This is a genomic window from Fervidicoccus fontis Kam940, assembly GCF_000258425.1.
In the GTDB taxonomy this organism is placed as follows: domain Archaea; phylum Thermoproteota; class Thermoprotei_A; order Sulfolobales; family Fervidicoccaceae; genus Fervidicoccus; species Fervidicoccus fontis.
Window position 1 is genome coordinate 914230 of sequence record NC_017461.1, and the last position, 16338, is coordinate 930567.

Consider the following 16338-nt stretch of genomic DNA (forward strand, 5'->3'; position numbering starts at 1 on the left):
CTCCACCAGTCCTGAAACTCTTAACATTAAACTTAAATAAGAAATGATGCCTTAAGAATTATATAAATTTGTCATCTTTACCATAAATGGCGAGGCTTTTGGTTGTAAAATTCGGTGTTTCATTTCCATATGAGTTATATAAAGAATTAGAGGAAGTTTCAAAAGAGCTGGGAATAAATTCTAGATCCAAGGCTTTGCAAAATGCTGCAAGCGAGTTTGTTGCGAGAAACAGGTGGTTACTCAGTAAAGGATCAGTAGCAGGAGCTATAATTATGCTTTATAACCATGAAACTGGTAGGTTGGAGGAAAAGATAACTGATATTCAGCACGAATATATGGATGTCATTGTTTCAGCTTTGCACGTTCATGTTAGTAAGGAAGAATGTTTGCTTATAATTGCTATAAAGGGTGAGGTCAGCAGAATAAAAAGACTGTATCAATCTCTAAGCGGGCTACATGGAGTGATGCAGATACAGTATTCCATCGTTCCATACAAGAAATAATTGCAACCTTCTATGAAGAATAGAAATCGTTTCCGTTTTTATTTAATAATCTATCAAAAGTTTTTTAGGGATAGAAAATTAATTTCGATTAAGCCATATGGTGAGATGAAGAGTAATGGTAGAAATAGTAGTTGGATTGCACGATATTAGTAGCACATATAGGCTTTCGGATTTCTTTAAGACTGTGCAAGCGTATAAAAAATTCATAAATACTTTTGCGATTTCAAGGGTTACAGGAGCTGCAGCGCAGTATGGGATCGCTGAAATAAGCAAAGCGTTATTTAAAAGTAACGTCAATTTTTTAATTTTGCAAGATATCGGGGATTTTCTACAATTTTTTCAAGGATATAAAATATTTCAGTTTACTCAAGCTTATGGAGTTGAGTTTAAATCTTTAGAACAGCTTGGACTTAAGGATAATGATAGAATATTACTTATATTCTCTGGTAATGACGTAGGCTTCGGAAAAAATGAGCTTCTTCCAAATGCCACATATTTAAAAATATCTGGCATAGAAAAAGAGTTGCCGCCGCAGGTTGAGTTTGGAATCTTCATGAGTATGTTGGCAAAAAATATTTTAATTTCTTAACATAAATATAAATATCAAGCATCGCAGAGGAAAAAACGATGTCATCAAAATCTAAAGAAAAGAAGAAAAAACCAAGCGGGTTAATGTCTGCTGCTGGGCTAATAAGCTTTTATGAAGATACTAGTGCAAAAATTACAATAACCCCTACAACTATAATCATAATTTCAATAGCTTTTATAGGTATTGTTGTAGCCTTAAGGGTGCTCTTACCCTAAAAAGCTTCTTTTTCACTTCCTAGGTGGCACAATTTCCAAATTTCATACGCATGCGCTTTATTGATGATTGAACCTATGGAAAAGATGAAAGACTGACGGCTTAGAGAAAAGATCTGGAGAGGTTCTTTGACCATTCTTATGTATTTCAATTGAAAGAATGTGTACACGAAAACATACGGAAGGAAGCAGAATAATATTTACAGATTTCTATTTTTTGCTTATGATAAATGCTTCGTCATTTATGAAGATTGGAGACCATTGTTTTTGAGATATTTGCTATACGTTTCAATCGACAAATAAAAGATACACAACTTTCTTCTATATAAAGCTCAAAATCCGAGGAACATTGAGCATTATCGACACAATAGAATTCAAAGTTCATAAATATTTTTGCAGAAACCAAAAACCGATTTTCCCCCGCTGCCAACACCCCCATTCATTGTCCCGTTTATCTCGGGTCTTATGGGAGCTCTCTTAAAACAGCGGGGTATAATATAATTGGTCTTTTACTTTCCTAATATTTTTATTCATATTTTTTCAATTCTTATTATTTTTTAGTGAATGAATTTTTATTTAAAAACTTCCTGATATTAAACAAAGAAATATCAAATCATAATAAAAAATAAAAAATTTAGATTTTCTTTTCTTCTAACTTTTTCAAAACTTGAGGAAGAGTGGTATATTCCATTTCTTCTGGCCCTAATCTATGTGGCATGAAAGGTCCATGCCTTCTCATATAATCGGCTATTATCTGGGCTGTTCTTCTGGTTTCATCAAACGCAGGATCATCAAATAGGTCAGTTGGACCTATAAGCTTTCCATCTTTTATATTGAAGCCTAATGCTATTATTCTCGGAGGACCATCAAATCTAGTACATCTGGCATCTTTTTGAGAGACTGGCATTAAAGGTCCATTATGGCTACCTCTCATCCATCCGGCTACTAGATGTGGAAATGAAAATGGCTCTAGTATTTCTCCTAAAGCTGGAAATCCCGACTGAGCTCTCGCTATAGCAACAGGGTCGTCCTTTCCTACATATTTTCCTGCAATTAGGTTAAGTCTTTCGCTACTTACTGCAGCTGCAATCTCATTATTATCTTTTCTGTAAACTCTTTTTATAGTAAATCTACCGGTTGTTCCGATAAGCGCCAATATGTCATAAGAATCTTCTGGAGCATTCAAGAAATACTGTTTATGTTCAATTAGATCCCAAATTTCAAATTTGAAACCACTGTGTAACTTAGGATCTATGACAAGCCCAGCTGTATTAAATGGATCAGCATAGATCTTGTAAAATGGAAGGTTAAATGCACCAGGTTCAGTTTTATCTGCCATAAAAGCAACGACAGGTTCACTAGTTCTTTCGATAAATTCCATTTCCGCTACGCCTGGACCCATGCCTCTTACATTTCCGGAAAATGCATCACTCAACAAATCCTGACCAGCTCCATAAAGACCTAGCTTTTGTGCAACTTTTGTCGCTTCTTTGAAAGTATCCCACGCTAACGAGTGAACATCTTTGCTATCCACGCCTCTGTAGTGTGTCATTATGAGTTGCAGATCATCACCAACATTAGTGACATAGAAATCTTCTATTATTCCGCTCTCTTTTGCTTCTGAAAGCATTCTAGTGGCTGTTGCTATTAGGTCGGGATGCACTACATGGTGTCCAGCAAGACCGCCTACATCTGCTTTTATAATGCTCAATGTAACTTTTTTACCAGTGCTCATTTAATATCACCTTAACAAATATTTTATCTTTTTATGTACATCTAATAAATATATTCTCTTAGAAAAACCGCTTATTTACTCATTTAACATACAAACTGAAAGGATCAATTCCATCAACTTCAACTATAAAAGGTTCTTCTTGCTTGCCTAATACTTTTGCTTTTATATTTAGTATTTTTTCAATTACAAGAATATTTGTAATAGCGTGTAGCGTCAGCCTAGAGCCGCCCACTTTGCTTTTACCTTTTGCTAAAGCTAAAAATGGTATTATCATATCGCTCATAAATCTGTCAAGCGCCATTTGAGTAGAGATATCTTCAATTAAGACTTTTGCGGCATCTTCTCCTACCTTTTCCGCAGGTTTTCCTTTCTTTCCAAGAGAGTCTCCTCCGAGAATACTTTCTTTTGCCTCAGCTATTATAGAAATAGAAGTCCCAGGACTAAATGATGCGAGTTCATGATTCTTTTCATCGTCTTCAATTTCTGTCTCGTACAGGATACCCTGAAGTCTTTCTTCTAAAAAACTTTGAGCAGATAACGCCTGCCTTTTTGCTATATGTGATGGTAATTTGTGAGCAACACTAAATATTTTTATTTTTTTCAATTCTCCCCGCTTTACTAATTCTATGTTTTTTAACCTTCCTTTTGGGCTCTCTATAAATATATCAACAATTCCTCCTCCCTTTGGGTAATATCCCCTTCTTTTAATATTCGCCTTCATGTCGATTCCAATACGCTTTAAAAGCTCCAATGTTACGTTTTTAAAGTAATCAAAGGTAGGAGCACCAGGAACATCTGTTCCTCCTTTTAATACAATTTTGGTGCTGGTTTCAAGGAAAGGTAAAATAGGAAGAATTGCCTGAAGTACAAGCATTACACTTCCAGCAGTTCCTACATCAAATTCAAAATTCCCACCAGAGAGCTTATTTGGGTAAAAAAGTAGCTCTTTACTTCCTAGATAAAGACCCTCAGTTTTTGCATTACTTAAGGCAGAGACCACTTTTACTGCAGTTATGTGTTGATGCTGTAGTCCCGGGTTCTCCCTTTTTGCTCTTATGTTTATTACCTTCAATGGCATGCCGAGTATAGCTGAAAGAGCCAAAGAAGTTCTTAAAATTTGCCCTCCTCCTTCCCCCAGGCTACCGTCGATGGTTATAATTTTATTCAATGTGGTCACCCAATTAAGTGCTTAAAAACTGATCCCAGCCCTCTGGTTTTATTTCTCTATTGTTAAAAATGATTTTCGGTTTGTCACTCTTTTCTATTACTTTTCCTATCTTTATACATTCTATTCCAGCACTCTTGCAAACTCGTATAACTCTATCTTCTTTTTCACTGGTAGTAAAAATTACCTCGTACTCTTCTCCGCCATAAAGAGCAAACTCTTCAATATTTAAGTTGAAGTTTTTAAGATAACTGATCACTTTTCCATGAATCGGAATATTGTCAATATGAATTACAACATTGCTTGATTTTGCTAAAATCCATAAACTCTTTGCTAAACCATCGCTTGAATCTATAGAAGAATTCACTTTAATTGCTTTAGAAACTAATGGAAATTCCTTTACCGCCCTCGGCGTGTAATTCAAAAACTCTCTAGGAAGCTTGTTCCACAGTCTGTTTTTGTAAGCAAAAAATAGCAAAGAAGAAGTCCCATATCCATTTACTAAAGTAGTGAACACGAGGTCGCCCGCTTTTGCTCCAGATCTTGGAAATATATAAGAGGTGCTATGCGTCCCTAAAGCTGCTACATCTATCCATGCATATTTGTAACTTACATTAAGATCTCCTCCTAAAAAGCTCAAATCATATTCTCTCATAGCTTTTTTTATGCCAATTGATATATCTTCAAGTTTGCTCAAGGGAAAGTTTTTCGGAAGCCCTAAACTGTAAACTACTCCGAAAGGAGTATATCCCTTTGCATAAAGATCGCTTACAGTTCCAGTAATAGCTCTCCACCCCCAATTGCTCCATCTTTCCCATGGGTACCTACTATATTTCTCGCAATATCCGTCAATTTTTATAGAGATCTTGCAGTTATAGAAAGCTTGAACGTCATCGTCTATAGGAAAGCAAAAATCCTTCCTATAAAATGCTTTGTATTGCTTTAAAAGTCGCTCTATAGCTTTTATTTCTCCAACGCTTGAAAGCTTATCGGATCTCATTTTCCTTCTCCTTTAAAAACTGATTAAGTTTCTCTAGCTTTCTCCTTCCATCAACTAGAGCGCTATTTGCAAGCTTAGCTATATAATCTATTTTTTCTATGTTTATCAAATAGCCATTTTTGTTTTTTATTGGGAAATTAAACTGAGTTCCGCTTATAAGTTCTACAAGGTAGCCATCTTCAGAATAGCTCATTATTCCTGAATGCTTAAATCCTGCCTCCCTACCCGCATTTAAAATAAAAAGCGCTTCTTCAATGTCTAAAGTTCTCACATGAAGTATTGGACCGCTTACGATAAGCCAAAATGTATTCATAGGTTCTTTTTTAAATATTGAAATTAATTCTTCAGAGCTAACCTCAGAATGTTTTTTAAATATTAAAGGAAGCTCATTCCTTTTCCATAAATAATCTGTATCAACAATCGATATCCGTCCTGAGCAGGAGCTTGTAGTATAGCTCTTCTCTCTTTTGTTAATTAGGGATAGAGTCTCATCTATCCCAGGATCTAAATATCCTATCTCTCTATCACTTTCGATCCTTTTGATGAACATCGTTTTTTTATTTTTCCAAACATTGACATCTGCAACAAGCATTTTTGATCACTCAACGATTTTAATGTTTGATTGCGTGCTAAAAATGTTTACTTACTTTAATTATTTTTTGGCTAGAACTTTGCACGATTTTTAAGTATAAGCATATGCGTCAATTAAATTTTTTGCTATTTTTTTACTAAGAGCTTTATTTGTTTCTTACAACCGAAAGCTTTGCCTTTCAATGCGGGGATAAAGTTCTATAAGCTTTTCTAAGCTTTAATTTTCATTGATGATGCTATTAAAGCAGTGTATGTATTGAATGAGGGATTGTTTCAGGACTCAAAGATGGATAGCCAACCCAGATAAAGTTCCAGATAGGGGATCTCTGACCACTCCCGACTATTTTTCATGAGAGAAACGGAAAAACAAACGGATGCGGGAAACTTATAAATCGCTCAAAAGGAACTTATTCCTGAAGGGAAGAAAGTAGGTCAGGGTTGTACAGGATCACTGAACTCCTTTATCCCTTCACTAGTAATTATAACACTATCAACTCCATCTCCGGTTGCAGAATCTCTCTTTAATGCCATCTGTACAGCCTTGACTGCAAGCTTCCTTGCCTCTTCAGGGCTCATATTTTCCCTATATCCATCTTCGAGCACCCCTATTGCAATTGGAGATCCGCTTCCAGTAGAGGTATATTTCTCTTCAACCAAGCTTCCATATAAATCTAAGGAGAATAGTCTTGGAGCAGTATCGTATCCTCCTAGTATAAGCTGAACGTAAAATGGAAATAGTTTGTATCTGTATAGCAAGAGGGAAAGAAGATGGGCTGCCTCTCTTACTGTGACAGGTTGCTTCTTTGTTATTGTTAGATAATTCATTTGTGTGTTAAGCCAGTCAGCAAGAACTTGTGCATCAGCAACTAAACCCGCTGTTGTAAGCGCCATTTTATCGGTAATTTTTAATATTTTTCTTGTTTTTCTATGAGCAATGAAGGTCCCCGCAGTTGCTCTCCTATCAGCTGCAAGTATAACAGCATCCTTTGCTATTAGACCCACAGTTGTTGTTCCATGAAGAGCTTTTTCATATATTTCAGAATTCTTAACGTTTCGGTCAAAATACACTATAATCACCCTTTCGTTAACTTATAATTAGAAGACACGAATTTAAATATTTATTACTATAATCTTGAAACTCAAACAGCTTACAAACTAGTCTTGTAGTTTCTGCTTCTAATATTTCTCCACTATATACTAGGAAGAAGAAAATCATAAAAGACCAAATTAAATCTGGATTATAAAGATGGATTCTCAGAAAACTTTTCGCTTAAGCGGGAGAGGTTGGAACGTAAAGCTCTATTTGAATACAAAAGCCTCACTCTTTAGGGTGAGGTAGCTTATGTTCAATAACATCTTTAAAATCTAATTTTGATTAAGTATAGGTCTATGGATTACTAGATAAACGTCTCTTAGAAAATTGTCAAATAGAATAAAAACCAATATAAAAATGACATATATAGGATTTTCAAACTGGCATTATTCCGTGTTTTTTATTAATTTGCCTTTCTTCCTTCTTTTTTGACGCAAATGCTTCAAGCGCCCTCGCTAGATAAGTCCTCGTTTCACTTGGGAAAATTACATCGTCAATATAACCTCTAGATGCGGCAACATAAGGGTTGGTAATGTTCTCTCTATATTCTTTGGCTACTCTATTTAAAAATTCCTGTTTTTCTGACATATCCTTTAAAGATGCCAATTCTTTTCCGTAAAGAATTTCAACGGCTCCCCTTGGACCCATAACAGCAATTTCAGCAAACGGATATGCTAGAACATAATCAGCGCCAAGGTGTTTGCTTCCCATAGCAATATAGGCACCTCCATATGCTTTCCTCATTATTACAGTAATTTTCGGTGAAGTCGCTTCACTATAAGCATATATTACTTTAGCGCCATGCCTTATAACCCCGCCATACTCCTGAACAGTTCCTGGCAAGAAGCCAGGCACATCTACAAATGTTATTATAGATATGTTGAAGGCATCGAGAAATCTTATGAACCTTGAAATTTTATCTGAAGAGTCTATATCCAAAGACCCTGCCAAGTACATTGGTTGATTAGCAATTATTCCGACAACTCTTCCTCCGATCCTTCCAAATCCTATGACTGCATTCTGCGCCCAATTAGGCTGTATCTCAAAGAAAGTGTCCTTATCTAGAACTCTAGTAATTACTTCCTTAACATCATATGGAGCGTTTGGATCTGTTGGTATTATAGAGTCAAGCTCTTTATCTGCTCTTTCCACAGGATCCTCACTTTTCACATAAGGCGGATCCTCTCTATTATTGCTTGGTAGATAGCTTAAAAGCTTCTTTATTAAATTTAAAGCCTCCTCTTCCGTTTCGCCTACTAAGCTTGCAACTCCGCTTTTCTGTTCATGAATTTCTGCCCCTCCCAAACTATATTCGTCTACTTCTTCTCCTATTGCGGCTTTAACAACCTTTGGTCCTGTTACAAACATATAGCTGTTCTTTCTACTCATTATTATAAAATCCATTAGAGCAGGACTATATACAGCTCCTCCCGCTGCTGGTCCCAATATAGCTGCAATTTGAGGAATAAATCCAGACGCCTTCACATTTAAGTAAAATATATCTCCATATCCTTTAAGACTATCTACTCCTTCCTGGATTCTAGCCCCTCCACTGTCATTCAAAAAAATCATTGGTGAACCAGATTTTATTGCTAAATCTAGCACTCTTACAATTTTTTCTGCATGCGCTTCTCCAAGACTCCCTCCCATAAAAGTAAAATCTTGTGAAGCAATAAACACAGTCCTTCCGTTAATTTTGCCATAACCAGTTATAACGCCATCTCCAAGCTGTTTTTTTGTCTCAAGTCCGAATCCCGTTGCTCTATGGGTCACAAATGCCCCAATTTCCACAAAGGAACCGGGATCAACTAGGAGATCTATTCTTTCCCTTGCTGTTAGCTTACCTTTTTCATGTTGCTTTTTTATGTACTCACTATCACCTTTAGAAATTTTATTCCTCAATTCGATAAGTTTTTTAAATTCTTCTCTCAGTTCTTCCATGACCTTCAACTCATGTATTTCTGTCGAAAATTTTTATAAAAAGTTTTAACAAATAACGTAAATAAGCATTTGCAAAAATTATTAAACTTTTAAGTTTTATTTAGAAAGAGCTGATAGCTATGGTAGTAGTTACAAGTAAGGTTCCAGGAAAAATTGTTGATATCCTTGTAAAGGATGGAGACGAGGTAAAGAAAAACCAAGTTTTACTTAAGATCGAATCAATGAAAATGATAATAGAAACAAGATCTCCGAAGGACGGGAAAGTAGAAAAAATATTTGTAAGCAAAGGCGATTTTGTTCAAAAAGATAAGCCTTTGCTTGAAATCTCTTAAATTTTTAAACAGAAAATATTTTTATACTAAGACAGTATGATATTCTATGATAGCTAGAACATCACCTTTTATACATTAACTTTAAAACAATAATTTTTTATAATAAAAAGTAGTACGATTAGGCTTATTTTACATGATTAAAATTTCTAAGCTTTGTTTCTCAGACAAGCAGAGTGAAAATATGAAATGGCTGGAAAAATATGCGAGAAGAACAATTAAAAACATGCTTAAAGAGAATATCAATGAGCATGTAGGATATAGGTATTGGATTTCAATAGATAAAAAAAGAAACTTAATTTATGTATATGATAAGAAGAAGGGCAAAAGGTATGTTTTCTTAGGCTAGAATCAGACCTTCTCCGTTCTGAAAGGCGGAACTTTCAGTTGAAAAAGAAGCGGGGATTTTCAGTGCTCTTTTGTGGAAAAAGCGCTTAAATAATTAAATATCGATTGAGATAAGGGCAATTGTGCACATTAAAGCGAGTGATATTATTATTGCCGTTAACCCAAAGGTCATTATCATTCCTGCTATTAAAGAGCCAAACAGCGTTCCCATCTCTCTTACAATGAAATAATTGTTTGCTCCGTATCCACTATTTGTTTCTGAGTATAAATTGTAAAATATCGTATCTATTGCAGAAGAAGATAAATACATTATAATCAAATATAAGATTAAGCCTGAAGGTTTGAATAATAACGGAATACCTAAAGCTAGCCATAATCCTCTGAGCAGAACAAAAAAGGTCGCACTTTTTTTGCTACCTTTAAGGATTTTTGACATAAGCACTAAAGATATACCGATTACTATTCCAGTTATTCCATGTGATATCCATAAAGTATTCAGTGAGATATCTCCTTTAATCAATAATGGCATAATAGTAAACATGAAATCTCCCATTGCTATAGCGAAGAATAGGGAGAGAAGTATATTTTTCGAAGAAACGCCCCCCTCTTTTAACTTAAATCCTTCTAGTACCCCTTGCAATCCTGTAGGGTTTTCCAAGTTTATAGCAGCAAGGCTTTTCATATTTGAATATTCTATAACGTTACTAACATTTTTGTTGATAAGATGCAATTTTCTTTCAATATTAACTCCAATCGAAGGCAAAACTATTGCTGAAATGGCAGCAATAGCAGTAGCGATCATCAGAACTTGGAAAATGCTTAGGCTCAAAATTCCCGTAGAGATTAGTAATAATGTCGTTCCTCTAATCAAATACACTAAAAGCCTTTGTGCGGCTGAATACTTCCACCAGCTTTCACTATCAGTAAGCTCAAAAATGCTAGAACTAACGGAAAGATTCGCGGTAGATACACTAATGGCATGAAACATATAGGCTATTGCGATATAGGCAAGGCTTCCTCTAGAAAAGAGAAAAGTTGCTACAAATATGTTAATCAGTGAAATCAGCATTAATAGCTTATTCTCACCTTTATCAGCAAGATTACCAAAAAGCTTGTTAGAAATTATGTAGATAAGGCTCCAGGTAGCGGCAATTATTCCATAAACTAAAGGGGATACGTTAAACGAATAGCCTATATATGTAAATATGCCTAAATCGAGGAATGATAGCAAAGACAAAAAGAGGATCGCTATGAAAAACCACATAAACTACACCAAAGGTTCATTAATTGTTAATTTAGGTTTTAAAGTAAAAACACTTAGAAATTGCAGCTGTTGACCCTAGGAGAACATCATCGACGTGCCCAGTATGCGGATCTAAGCTGAGGGAGAACGGCTACAGAAGATTAAAATGCCACAGATGCGGTTTCGAGGGAAAGAGAGACCACATAGCGATTCTAAACATTGAGAGGAGGGCTTTATCCATTCTCCATATGGGGGGGATCAGAGATCCTCTCGAATGCCCTGCAGATGAAAGATGTATTCACGAATAGATACGAGGAACCGATGAATTCCCTAAGGGGAACCCTCGCCCTTTAAGGCGGGAAGGAGGTCAGATTCCTCCTGTCTATAGAACATATACACTTTTAATATCGTTGAAAGATTTTCTTCAAAGTTAGAAGTTTTAGTTTAAAATTCTGTTAAAATCATATTGATTTTCAAAAAGATTAGCCAGCTGGTATCGCTTTAAAGTAAAGTGCAACGGGCGGGGAGAAAGTGCAGTTGGAGCACCAAAAGCAGTAAGATGGAGGAGGGACGATATAGCTGAGCTTACTCACCCTCATGTCTAGGATTACTGGAACGTTATATCCGTATTCAAACAGTTGCCCCTCATTCTGTACTACCCCGTTTATCATGTATAATGGATCCATTGATGAGAGAGAGTTGGAAAATGTCGAGACAAATTCTGTAGCAACTCCGCAAGCAACACCTTCTAGACCTGGAAGAACACTGCATGCTGAGCTACCAAGCAAGGATCCTATCGCTAGACCAACTTCAAAGTTTGTTTTACATTTGTCATAGTAGTTGAACAAAATTGCGAAAGGAATAGATCCATTCACTGGAAGTATCCCACCTATCGTGAAAGTGGGAACAGCCACTCTTGTCTCGTTAGTCCCAACGAATAAATTGTTCATAATGGGCTGTGGCGGTAACCCACTTTCAATTCCCCCTTCTATGGCATTGTTGTAGGAAAGCACATCCGTTACAAGTGCATATACTCTATCTTCTGTATAATCAGCGTAGGATATTGGGTTGTAGTAGTGGATTATAGTGAACTTTATGACTGGCCTTGCCCATATGTATATCCACTTCGCACTTCCCGGAGGGACATTTATCATATAACCGAAATAGTAGGATCCCCAAGTTTGCCCGGAGCCAAGCCTTATATTTACGTTAGGCAATATCCCCTGTGTTAGGCTATTGAAGATGTCGTTTCCTGCGGAAAAAGCAGGATATATTCCTAAAGAGTAGTCTTTTGCTGCGTTTATATTTATATCAATCGATCCTCCCATTGTGGCTGAATTGTTGGACTGGGTGTTGTCAATGATGAGTATAGGTACCTTCATGTAAAGCTTTCCGTTTTCTTGTTTGAAGAAGTCTCCAGGAAGAAGGCCCGTAAGGTTCTCTGGAGCTATATAAGATATTGTTGTCTCGATCTGGGATAAGGGCTGGGTGTGTTTACTTCCATTAAATGTGCTATTTGTATTTTCAGGCTCAGCGAGGAGTATGGGAAGGCTTAATATCCACAAATTCTTCTCATCAAAGCTTACTCCATTACCGTCTATGTTCAACTTTACCAGCACGCCTTTTGGAAAAGAGAAGTCTATAGGTCTATACTTCATCGTGTCGAATGCACTGTAGAGGATTTTTCCATCAGTTTTGTTGAAGACCTCTACAGAAATTATGAGGGATGTTGTGAAATAATTAGGATCGAGGTGCCTTTGTTTGAGCACTGTAAGCCACGAATCTACAACTGGTTTAAATGATTCGTAAGGTATGTAAGCGGCACCCTGTCCTGAATAGCAGGAGTCGAGAAGGTCTACGAAGTCATTGTTCGAGAGGAATGGAGCTATTGCGGAAACATGTATGTGCCATACAACGTTTTTATTATCAAGAAGAGAAGATATATCATTTGTCATGTTCGATTCGAATGAGTATAGAGAGGGGGAAAAGTATAAGCCTGGTTTTGGCGAGAGGAAGAGGGCATAAGATATTGTAGTAATGACAAGAATCGAAACAATAACAACAATTAGAAAAAACCTTCTCAGGCTTTTCACCATCTAAATTATCGCTTTTTTTAAATATATAAAATTTACTGTATAGATATATTTTTAATTTTTACAAGTTCCTCTTATATGAAAGACATATCTTCTACTAAATAAGATCAGACCCCCTGAAAAGAACATTCTTCTTCATGGAAGGCAAAGAGATCAGATAAAGCTATATTAATACAGACCTAATTGCACTTCTAAAATGTTGAGAGAAAGATTATATCATAGGGAACGGTCAGTTTAAAAACCTAAGCATTTTTAATTCTTATATTGGAAAAGAAGTGATTTTTAATGCCAAAAAATAAATTTGTGCTGGTAACATGTAAGATTCCGCCAGAAATGGCAAGTGCAATAGATAGACTGGTAGAAGATAAGATCTTTCAAAGCAGAAGCGAAGCGATAAGATATGCCATTGGATCTCTTATCTCGACACATTTTAACAAAAAAGGGAAGGAAAGTTGGATAGAGGAATAAGACTTTCTTTATCAGTATTTAAAAAATTATACCCAGGACTAAGCGAAGAAGAGTACAGAGTCATGGATTATTTTTTGACAAACTTATCTGTAGGGGAAATCTTGGCTGTTAGAGAGCTAGAAAGAGTTTATGGGATAAAAAATCCGGAAAGCGTTATAGAAATATTGATAAGTAAGGGATTGCTAGAAAGAGGCACTGGGTGTTACAATCTTAGTAAAACTGTAAGAGAGAAGTTAAGATCGTATAAGAAACAGCTCATATAAGATCAATCGATTAAAATACAAATGAGATTGTTCAGATTTGAGCCAGTTGGACCTGTATAGATTGTGTACCCAAGCGAGTCAAGTAATTCATAAGAATTGTTATTTCTCAATTCATCAAAAGCTTTTAAGCCATATTTTTTGAATATTTTTCTCCATGTGTTGCAATCTGCAAATGCACCTGCTGATGTAGTACTACCATCCATGCCGTCCGTGTCTATAGCAAAAATACTTATTCCATCAATTCCTGCTATTTCCCTCGAAAAGTAAGCTACAAGTTCCATAGCCCTACCTCCCTTCCCACTACCTTTTACTTTGACATTTGTCTCACCGGCTAATATCAGTGCTGTAGGAAGAGCAAAGGAAGTATTTCCCTTCTTCGTATCAATTGCAATTGATGAGAGAGCCTTAGCTACCTCTCCACTTTCTCCCTGAAGTATTGATGTGAGCACATAAGAATTGTATCCTATTTTTGAAACATAACTTGAAACCTCTTTTGCTAGATCTGAGGGTGCGGCGATTAAAAAGTTGTGCGCTCTTTCAAAAACTTTATCTAAAGGTTTTGGAGTTTCCTCAATTTCTCCTCTTAAACCTTTTTCTATCACTTCTAAAACGCTTTTTGGTATTTTGTCGAGAATTTCATATTGCTCAAGAATTCTATAGGCATCGCTATAAGTACTCATGTCTGGAGCTGTTGGACCGCTAGCAATTACATCAATATAGTTGCCAGGGACATCACTTGCAATTAAGGAGACAACCTCAGCAGGATAGGCTTTTTTAGCAAGTTTTCCTCCTTTGATTTGAGAAATATGCTTTCTTACGGCATTTATTTCGTGAATTGTTGCGCCACTTCTTATTAAAAGCGAAAAAGCCTTTTCAGCATCTTCCAAAGTTATAGGATCTATAGGAAGTTCCACCATAGCTGAACCACCTCCTGAGATTAGAAAAAGCATCAAATCATCTTCGCTAGCATTTGAAATTAAATTGAGAATACTCTTTGCTGCTTCTATACTTCCACTATCGGGAACCGGATGATTCGCCTCTATTACCTTTATATTTTGAGGAAATTCAGAGATCTTTTCGGCAAACTTAAGCTTTACAACTATTCCATCTATAATTCTACTGCCTAGAAGGTTTAAAGCAAACTCAGCCATCTTTTGAGAAGCTTTTCCAAAGCTTATAAGATGAACTCTTTTGTTTTTTATGGTTATTTTATATTCTTTATTCTCCTTTTCGTTCTTTATAATGAGACATTCCCCCTCAAGCCTAACTCTTTTCTTCATGTAATATTGAATATCTGCAAGCCTAACGCTTTCTTTTAATATCGTTTCTAGCTTTTCGGGCATTTTTTTCCCAGTTTTTATTACCATTTTTTAAATCACACTCGAGACACAACTAGTTTTGCTAGAAATTTTTAAAGTGATCGAATAAGATTAAATCTAATGATATCATTATCTATTACATATTCAATATTTATACTTCTAGGTTCAAAAAATCTCATTTTTATTAGTTTAATATATCTTCTGTACGTTTTTTCGTCAAAATATGCTTTAAATAAAATATCGCCGTCATAAAGCATGTATGAGTTTCTGTTTCCTATAACATTCTCATCAATGAAGAAAGTTATAGTTAAATTTTTATTGGTATTTTGTTTTGCTTTTTTTACGGACTGAACAAGCCTAAAAAGCATTTTTTCATCGTTTTCGCTCAAATAGGGAATGTAGTAATATATGTGGTCAGCACTCCTGAAATTAAGCTCTAGAGACTTTATCATTTCTTCTATTGAAGTATAGTACCTATAGTGAATATTCGTTAGGCTTAAAAATTCTCTGAGTTTAGAAATCAATGGGGTAGGATATGAGGAAACAGAAATTAAATTCTCTACATCTTCACCATAACTTCCGACAAAAATCTCTTTGTTAGCTTCTAAGTTAGCTCTTAAATATATGTTATAGAGAAAGAGAACATCAGGAGACACAAACGGATTTATCATATAAATTATAAATGCTACCGGCGGATAAATCATACCGCTCTCTCTTAATACTGGTATCTCCGGATAATTTGGTATATTTTTAAACAATTTGCAAAACCCATTGTACTTAATCAGTTGGTTCTATATATGGGGTTATGAGTACATCTATGTCTTTGCTTAAGTTTACTATAGATTGACTTACGCTACCCAGTAATACTTTTTCTAATAAACCCTTTTTGCTTTTTCTTCCAACAACAATTAAATCTGCCTTTATATCTGTTGCGGTTTTCATTATTTCATTTGCAGGTACTCCATACTTTACCATGTAGTTCACGTTTTTTATTTTATAATTTGCAGCAATCTTTTTAGCTTTTTCAATAATCATATTTGCAGCTTCTTTTTGTTTGCTGATTTCAACATCAGGTATTGGCTCTCCATAATAGACATCTAAAGGCTCAATTACCAAAACTACGTTAAGTTCTGAGCCAAATCTTTCCCCTAACTCGCAAGCCTTCTGAAGAGCTAATCTTGATGAAGCGCTACCATCGAAACCTATTACTATTTTCTCGTAAATATTTTTCACCCCTAGTACTAAAATGTATTATTAATATTTTATATATAAAGCTATTTTCATATGTTTTAAATTTTTATTAATAGCTCATAGCTTTGGCCCTTCATCATCATGTTTCAGATTTAAGAAAAAATCATCGCTGATTGTCTATTGACTTTTAATATTATTTAATTTTTATAACCAGAAGTCTCTATTATTTAAAGTTTAAGTATATTATTACAACAT

Annotated in this window: 19 protein-coding genes; 8 read left to right on the forward strand and 11 right to left on the reverse strand. The window is 35.5% G+C overall.

Going from position 1 to position 16338, the window contains the following annotated elements:
- The first annotated feature begins 98 nt into the window (after positions 1-98).
- The 3 genes from FFONT_RS04750 to FFONT_RS04760 all read left to right on the forward strand — a co-directional run bounded on the left by FFONT_RS04750 (position 99) and on the right by FFONT_RS04760 (position 1307).
- Positions 99-503 carry a CopG family ribbon-helix-helix protein gene (locus tag FFONT_RS04750; RefSeq protein WP_158308317.1) on the forward strand — a complete coding sequence of 135 codons (405 nt, stop codon included), beginning with the start codon at positions 99-101 and terminating at the stop codon, positions 501-503.
- 115 nt (positions 504-618) lie between these two features.
- Complete coding sequence (locus tag FFONT_RS04755) at positions 619-1092, forward strand: RecB-family nuclease (protein ID WP_014558096.1); 474 nt, start codon at positions 619-621, stop codon at positions 1090-1092.
- 38 nt (positions 1093-1130) lie between these two features.
- Positions 1131-1307 carry a preprotein translocase subunit Sec61beta gene (locus FFONT_RS04760; protein ID WP_014558097.1) on the forward strand — a complete coding sequence of 59 codons (177 nt, stop codon included), beginning with the start codon at positions 1131-1133 and terminating at the stop codon, positions 1305-1307.
- A gap of 631 nt (positions 1308-1938) precedes the next feature.
- Here the strand turns inward: FFONT_RS04760 and fbp are convergent.
- The 6 genes from fbp to FFONT_RS04790 form a co-directional block, all read right to left on the reverse strand.
- Positions 1939-3039 (reverse strand): fructose-1,6-bisphosphate aldolase/phosphatase, encoded by a 1101-nt coding sequence (gene fbp, locus FFONT_RS04765; RefSeq protein ID WP_014558098.1) that lies wholly within the window; start codon positions 3037-3039, stop codon positions 1939-1941.
- Between the two features lie 79 nt (positions 3040-3118).
- Positions 3119-4207 carry an RNA 3'-terminal phosphate cyclase gene (gene rtcA / locus FFONT_RS04770; protein ID WP_014558099.1) on the reverse strand — a complete coding sequence of 363 codons (1089 nt, stop codon included), beginning with the start codon at positions 4205-4207 and terminating at the stop codon, positions 3119-3121.
- A gap of 13 nt (positions 4208-4220) precedes the next feature.
- Positions 4221-5204, reverse strand: a complete 984-nt coding sequence (locus FFONT_RS04775; RefSeq protein ID WP_014558100.1) for a thiamine-phosphate kinase — start codon at positions 5202-5204, stop codon at positions 4221-4223.
- Positions 5191-5796, reverse strand: coding sequence for a tRNA(Phe) 7-((3-amino-3-carboxypropyl)-4-demethylwyosine(37)-N(4))-methyltransferase (locus FFONT_RS04780; protein ID WP_014558101.1), 606 nt, complete (start codon positions 5794-5796; stop codon positions 5191-5193). The genes FFONT_RS04775 and FFONT_RS04780 overlap by 14 nt, the downstream gene beginning before the upstream one ends.
- A gap of 431 nt (positions 5797-6227) precedes the next feature.
- Positions 6228-6863 carry an archaeal proteasome endopeptidase complex subunit beta gene (psmB, locus tag FFONT_RS04785; RefSeq protein ID WP_014558102.1) on the reverse strand — a complete coding sequence of 212 codons (636 nt, stop codon included), beginning with the start codon at positions 6861-6863 and terminating at the stop codon, positions 6228-6230.
- 400 nt (positions 6864-7263) lie between these two features.
- Positions 7264-8829: an acyl-CoA carboxylase subunit beta gene (locus FFONT_RS04790; RefSeq protein WP_014558103.1), complete on the reverse strand. Its 1566-nt coding sequence runs from the start codon at positions 8827-8829 to the stop codon at positions 7264-7266.
- Between the two features lie 119 nt (positions 8830-8948).
- Here FFONT_RS04790 and FFONT_RS04795 point away from each other — a divergent pair, with 119 nt between their 5' ends.
- A complete protein-coding gene (locus FFONT_RS04795; protein WP_014558104.1) occupies positions 8949-9161 on the forward strand; it encodes a biotin/lipoyl-containing protein in 213 nt (70 codons plus the stop codon).
- 181 nt (positions 9162-9342) lie between these two features.
- On the forward strand, positions 9343-9507 hold the full coding sequence (locus FFONT_RS07000; protein WP_014558105.1) for a hypothetical protein: 165 nt from the start codon (positions 9343-9345) through the stop codon (positions 9505-9507).
- A 93-nt stretch (positions 9508-9600) separates the two neighbouring features.
- On the opposite strand, the gene FFONT_RS04800 is transcribed toward FFONT_RS07000, so the two are convergent.
- Entirely contained in the window at positions 9601-10770 is a 1170-nt protein-coding gene (locus FFONT_RS04800; RefSeq protein WP_014558106.1) for an MFS transporter, read from the reverse strand.
- 116 nt (positions 10771-10886) lie between these two features.
- On the opposite strand from FFONT_RS04800, the gene FFONT_RS07345 reads away from it, so the two are divergent.
- Positions 10887-11057: a hypothetical protein gene (locus FFONT_RS07345; protein WP_425276990.1), complete on the forward strand. Its 171-nt coding sequence runs from the start codon at positions 10887-10889 to the stop codon at positions 11055-11057.
- Positions 11058-11231: 174 nt separating this feature from the next.
- Here the strand turns inward: FFONT_RS07345 and FFONT_RS04810 are convergent, their stop codons facing one another.
- A complete protein-coding gene (locus tag FFONT_RS04810; RefSeq protein WP_014558108.1) occupies positions 11232-12845 on the reverse strand; it encodes a hypothetical protein in 1614 nt (537 codons plus the stop codon).
- A gap of 282 nt (positions 12846-13127) precedes the next feature.
- On the opposite strand from FFONT_RS04810, the gene FFONT_RS04815 reads away from it, so the two are divergent.
- Positions 13128-13310, forward strand: a complete 183-nt coding sequence (locus FFONT_RS04815) for a ribbon-helix-helix domain-containing protein (protein ID WP_148683665.1) — start codon at positions 13128-13130, stop codon at positions 13308-13310.
- Entirely contained in the window at positions 13295-13573 is a 279-nt protein-coding gene (locus FFONT_RS04820; protein WP_014558110.1) for a PolB1-binding protein PBP2 family protein, read from the forward strand. The genes FFONT_RS04815 and FFONT_RS04820 overlap by 16 nt, the downstream gene beginning before the upstream one ends.
- A gap of 2 nt (positions 13574-13575) precedes the next feature.
- Here FFONT_RS04820 and FFONT_RS04825 read toward each other — a convergent pair whose 3' ends face one another.
- The 3 genes from FFONT_RS04825 to FFONT_RS04835 all read right to left on the reverse strand — a co-directional run bounded on the left by FFONT_RS04825 (position 13576) and on the right by FFONT_RS04835 (position 16125).
- Entirely contained in the window at positions 13576-14916 is a 1341-nt protein-coding gene (locus tag FFONT_RS04825) for a glycerate kinase type-2 family protein (RefSeq protein WP_158308318.1), read from the reverse strand.
- A gap of 68 nt (positions 14917-14984) precedes the next feature.
- Entirely contained in the window at positions 14985-15650 is a 666-nt protein-coding gene (locus FFONT_RS04830) for a hypothetical protein (RefSeq protein ID WP_014558112.1), read from the reverse strand.
- 19 nt (positions 15651-15669) lie between these two features.
- Positions 15670-16125, reverse strand: a complete 456-nt coding sequence (locus tag FFONT_RS04835; protein ID WP_014558113.1) for a universal stress protein — start codon at positions 16123-16125, stop codon at positions 15670-15672.
- Between the last annotated feature and the right edge of the window lie 213 nt (positions 16126-16338).

What these genes read in the sequence shown, in the direction of transcription:
- FFONT_RS04755 (WP_014558096.1), top strand. Translation starts at nt 619, where the DNA reads ATGGTAGAAATAGTAGTTGGATTGCACGATATTAGTAGCACATATAGG.
- FFONT_RS04760 (WP_014558097.1), top strand. Translation starts at nt 1,131, where the DNA reads ATGTCATCAAAATCTAAAGAAAAGAAGAAAAAACCAAGCGGGTTAATG.
- fbp (WP_014558098.1), bottom strand. Translation starts at nt 3,039, where the DNA reads ATGAGCACTGGTAAAAAAGTTACATTGAGCATTATAAAAGCAGATGTA.
- FFONT_RS04775 (WP_014558100.1), bottom strand. Translation starts at nt 5,204, where the DNA reads ATGAGATCCGATAAGCTTTCAAGCGTTGGAGAAATAAAAGCTATAGAG.
- FFONT_RS04780 (WP_014558101.1), bottom strand. Translation starts at nt 5,796, where the DNA reads ATGCTTGTTGCAGATGTCAATGTTTGGAAAAATAAAAAAACGATGTTC.
- FFONT_RS04790 (WP_014558103.1), bottom strand. Translation starts at nt 8,829, where the DNA reads ATGGAAGAACTGAGAGAAGAATTTAAAAAACTTATCGAATTGAGGAAT.
- FFONT_RS04795 (WP_014558104.1), top strand. Translation starts at nt 8,949, where the DNA reads ATGGTAGTAGTTACAAGTAAGGTTCCAGGAAAAATTGTTGATATCCTT.
- FFONT_RS07000 (WP_014558105.1), top strand. Translation starts at nt 9,343, where the DNA reads ATGAAATGGCTGGAAAAATATGCGAGAAGAACAATTAAAAACATGCTT.
- FFONT_RS04800 (WP_014558106.1), bottom strand. Translation starts at nt 10,770, where the DNA reads ATGTGGTTTTTCATAGCGATCCTCTTTTTGTCTTTGCTATCATTCCTC.
- FFONT_RS04810 (WP_014558108.1), bottom strand. Translation starts at nt 12,845, where the DNA reads ATGGTGAAAAGCCTGAGAAGGTTTTTTCTAATTGTTGTTATTGTTTCG.
- FFONT_RS04815 (WP_148683665.1), top strand. Translation starts at nt 13,128, where the DNA reads ATGCCAAAAAATAAATTTGTGCTGGTAACATGTAAGATTCCGCCAGAA.
- FFONT_RS04825 (WP_158308318.1), bottom strand. Translation starts at nt 14,916, where the DNA reads ATGCCCGAAAAGCTAGAAACGATATTAAAAGAAAGCGTTAGGCTTGCA.